Annotated in this window: 4 protein-coding genes; 2 read left to right on the forward strand and 2 right to left on the reverse strand. The window is 77.7% G+C overall.

The window, feature by feature from the left end:
* Window positions 1-151 precede the first annotated feature (151 nt).
* Together nhaA and PYV61_RS22265 are read left to right on the forward strand one after the other, a co-directional pair.
* Window positions 152-1,627 carry a Na+/H+ antiporter NhaA gene (gene nhaA, locus PYV61_RS22260; RefSeq protein WP_275835807.1) on the forward strand — a complete coding sequence of 492 codons (1,476 nt, stop codon included), beginning with the start codon at window positions 152-154 and terminating at the stop codon, window positions 1,625-1,627.
* Entirely contained in the window at window positions 1,624-2,568 is a 945-nt protein-coding gene (locus PYV61_RS22265) for an L-lactate dehydrogenase (RefSeq protein ID WP_275835809.1), read from the forward strand. Before nhaA ends, PYV61_RS22265 begins: the two co-directional genes overlap by 4 nt.
* Before the next feature lie 6 nt (window positions 2,569-2,574).
* Here the strand turns inward: PYV61_RS22265 and PYV61_RS22270 are convergent, their stop codons facing one another.
* A complete protein-coding gene (locus PYV61_RS22270; RefSeq protein WP_275835811.1) occupies window positions 2,575-3,003 on the reverse strand; it encodes a PEP-CTERM sorting domain-containing protein in 429 nt (142 codons plus the stop codon).
* A gap of 204 nt (window positions 3,004-3,207) precedes the next feature.
* A partial coding sequence (locus tag PYV61_RS22275) for a hypothetical protein (protein WP_275835813.1) occupies window positions 3,208-3,786 on the reverse strand: 579 nt, incomplete at its 5' end.

A 3,786-nucleotide genomic window follows, 5' to 3' on the forward strand; every position in this document is an offset into this window, starting at 1 on the left:
CGCGTGCCGCGGCCGGGGGGGCGGGCGGCGGCGCGGCGCGGCCGGGCGCGCGGGCGTCGAGCGCGGCCAGCGCGGCGAGCAGCGGGGGGAGGAGCGGGCGTGACACGCGGTGGCTTGTGAGGTGGGGAGGACGCCGATTAATCCTGCCCGCATGGCTACCCCGCTCGCGACCCCGATGTCCAGCGGCGACTCCGTCCCGCTGGTGGAGCGCCTGCTGGCCCCCTTCCGCCAGTTCGCGCACACGGCGTCGTCCGGCGGCGTGGTCCTGCTCGCCGCCACCGCCGTCGCGCTCGCGTGGGCCAACTCGCCGTGGGCCGCGTCCTACCACCACCTCTGGGAGACGCCGATCACGCTCGGCGCGGGGGGCTGGGCCGCGCGGACGACGCTGCACCACCTGATCAACGACGGCCTGATGGCCGTGTTCTTCTTCCTCGTCGGGCTCGAGATCAAGCGCGAGGTGCTGGCCGGCGAGCTGGCCTCGGTGCGGCGCGCCGCGCTGCCGATGGTCGGCGCGCTGGGCGGGATGGTGGTGCCGGCGGCACTCTACGCGCTGGTGAACGCCGGCGGACCGGGCGCCCCCGGCTGGGGAGTGCCGATGGCGACCGACATCGCCTTCGCGCTCGGCGTGCTGGCCCTGCTCGGCGACCGGGTGCCGGTCGGACTCAAGGTCTTCCTCGCCGCCCTCGCCATCGTCGACGACATCGGCGCGGTGCTGGTGATCGCCGTCTTCTACTCGGGCGGCGTGGCGTGGGGCGCGCTCGGCACGGCGGCGGCGCTCGTCGCGCTGGCCGCCCTCGCGAACCTCGCCGGGGTGCGGCGCCCCGGCGCGTACGCCGCCGTGGGCGTGGCGCTGTGGGCCGCCGTGCTGCTGTCGGGCGTGCACGCGACCGTCGCCGGCGTCCTGCTGGCGATGACGATCCCGGTGCGCACGCGGATCGCCGAGGGGACGTTCCTGCGCGAGGCCGAGCGGGTGCTGCATGACTTCGACGCGGCCGCGCAGTGCTCGAGCGCCGACCCGCGGGCGACGGTGCTCGGCAACGCGGGGCACCACACCGCGCTCGAGGAGCTGGAGCGGCTGTCCGACGCGGCGCAGCCGCCGCTGATCCGCATGGAGCACGCGCTGCACGGCGTGGTGGCGTTCGCGATCATGCCGCTGTTCGCGCTGGCCAACGCCGGCGTCACCCTCGGCGGCGACGCGCTGCGCGCCGCCGCGGCGCACCCCGTCACCCTCGGCGCGCTGCTCGGGCTGCTCGTCGGCAAGCCGGTCGGGATCGTCGGCTTCTCGTGGGCCGCGGTGCGCCTCGGCTGGGCGTCGCTCCCGCACGGCGTGACCTGGCGCTCGCTCGCCGGCGCCGGGGTGCTCGGCGGCATCGGCTTCACCATGGCGCTGTTCATCGCCGGGCTCGCGTTCCCCGGCGCCGACGGCGCCGCCGGCGGGGCGTCGCCACTGCTCGACGCGGCGAAGGTCGGCGTGCTCGCGGCGTCGACGGTGGCCGGCGTCGCGGGCTGGCTGCTGCTGCGAGCGGGCCCGCGCGGGCAGTCGGCGGTGGAGGCGCGGCGCGACCTCGACGCGCTGGTCGCCGGCGCGGCGCCGGCCGCGGACCACCGGACGACGGAGGCGGGATGAAGGTCGCGATCGTGGGCGCGGGGCAGGTGGGCAGCTCGGCGGCGTACGCGTGCGTGCTGCGCGGCGCGGCGTCGGACGTGGTGCTGGTCGACGTGGACGAGAAGCGCGCCGGCGCGCACGCCGAGGACATCCTGCACGCGACGCCGTTCGCCTCGTCGGCGCGGCTGTCGGCGGGGCCGCCGTCGGCCGCCGAGGGGGCGCAGGTCGTGGTGCTCACCGCCGGCGTCGGGCAGAAGCCCGGCGAGTCGCGCCTCGACCTGCTGCAGCGCAACGCCGACGTCTTCCGCGCGCTGGTGCCGCAGGTGCTCGCCGCGTCGCCCGACGCGCTGCTCGTCGTCGCCACGAACCCCGTCGACGTGATGACGCACGTGGCGGCGCGCGTGGCCGCCGACGAGCGGGGGATCCCGTCGGCGCGCGTGGTGGGCTCGGGGACGATCCTGGACACCGCGCGCTTCCGCGCGCTGCTCGGCGAGCACCTCGACGTCGCGCCCTCGTCGGTGCACGCGTACGTGCTGGGCGAGCACGGCGACTCGGAGGTGCTGGCGTGGTCGGGCGCGCGCGTCGGCGGGGTGCCGCTGGCCGCGTTCGACGACGACCCGCGGCGCGCCGTGGACGACGCGGTGCGCGCGCGCGTCGACGAGGGGGTGCGCCGCGCGGCGTACCGCATCATCGCCGGCAAGGGCGCGACCTGGCACGGGATCGGGGCCGGGCTGGCGCGGCTGGTCGAGGTGGTCCGCGACGACGAGCGGGCGGTGTTCACCGTCAGCGCGGTCACCGCGGAGGTCGAGGGGGTGCGCGACGTCGCGCTCTCGCTGCCGCGGGTCGTGGGCGCCGCCGGCGTGGTCCGCACCCTGACGCCCGAGCTGGACGCGGACGAGCGGACCGCGCTCCGCCGGAGCGCCGGGATCCTGCGGGAGGCGGCGGACGCCCTCGGCCTCTGATCGCCGCTAGCGCGCGACGCGGCGCCGGCGGACCACGGCCAGCGCGCCGAGGCCGGTGGCGAGCAGCACGTAGGTCGACGGCTCGGGGACGACGCCGGTCGTCGGCAGGTCGGCGCCGCCCACGACGCTGAAGGTGCCGCTCCCGGTCAGCAGCGGCTGGTCGATCGCGAACTGCGCCTGGATGGCGACCGTGCGCGGCGCGACCGCCGTGCGCAGGTCGTACGCGAGGAAGAACGGATCGAGGAGGACGGCTTTGAAGGTCGGGCCGCCGAGCACCGTGTTGCCGAAGTAGAGGCCGAGCGGGGTCGAGAGCGGCGGCGCGTCGCCCAGGTCCGTCAGGTTGAGCGCGAGCCCCGTGGTGAAGCCGAAGCTCCCCGCGGGCGCCCACTCGATGACCGCCGTCATCGGGAAGTTGCGGACGCCCGACGGCTGCACCCCCGGCTCGGTCGGCGCGACGTTTCCCGCGTCGCCGCCGTACGTGAACGAGAGCGTGCGTGGCCCGTCGGCGGTGGCGAGCGTGCCGTCGAACCGGTAGGTGATCGCCTGGGCGGCGGAATGCCGGCGAGCGACGGTAGGTCGGGCGGTGGACGCGCGGCATCCTCGCCCTCCTCGGTCACCCCGCGATCACCGCGCTCCGCGTCAGAGCCCCGCGCGCCGGTAGAGCGCGACGCGCAGCGCGGCGATCTCGGTCGTCCACGCCCACGGCCAGTCGCCGGCCAGCGCCGCCGCCTGCCGCGCCACGTCCTCGGCGATGCGCGCCCAGCCGAGCCGCGCGCGGCCGCGTGCGTGCGCGACCTGCCAGAACGGAACGAGGTCGGCCACCGCGACCAGCGCGCCGACGCGCGCCTCGTGCGTCGGCGCCGGCGCGGCCAGCGGCGCCTCCTCGCGCACGTGCCCGGCCGAGGCGTGGGCGAGCGCCGCGCGCAGCGCGACGCGCCGCTGGTCGGGGCCGGCCTGCGACGACAGCACCACGATCCCGCGCCCGTACAGCGGCGGCGTGACGACGCATGCCGCGGTGGCGCCGAGCGGCGCCTCGTGGATGGCGAGGACGTGGCGGCGCAGGAGCGCGGCGACGGCGTCGTCGTGCACGGGCGCGAACAGGTCGTCCCACCCGGCGCCCGCCGCCTGCAGCGCGGCGACGACGCGCGCCGCCTCGTCGACCGCGCGCTCGGCGTCGCGGGCGAGCGCGCCGCGGCGGACGCGCGGCGCGTCGGGGTC

The organism is Roseisolibacter sp. H3M3-2 (assembly GCF_029211165.1).
Classification (GTDB): Bacteria; Gemmatimonadota; Gemmatimonadetes; order Gemmatimonadales; family Gemmatimonadaceae; genus Roseisolibacter.

Coding starts and splice junctions, on each gene's coding strand:
- nhaA (WP_275835807.1), top strand. CDS start 152: ATGGCTACCCCGCTCGCGACCCCGATGTCCAGCGGCGACTCCGTCCCG.
- PYV61_RS22265 (WP_275835809.1), top strand. CDS start 1,624: ATGAAGGTCGCGATCGTGGGCGCGGGGCAGGTGGGCAGCTCGGCGGCG.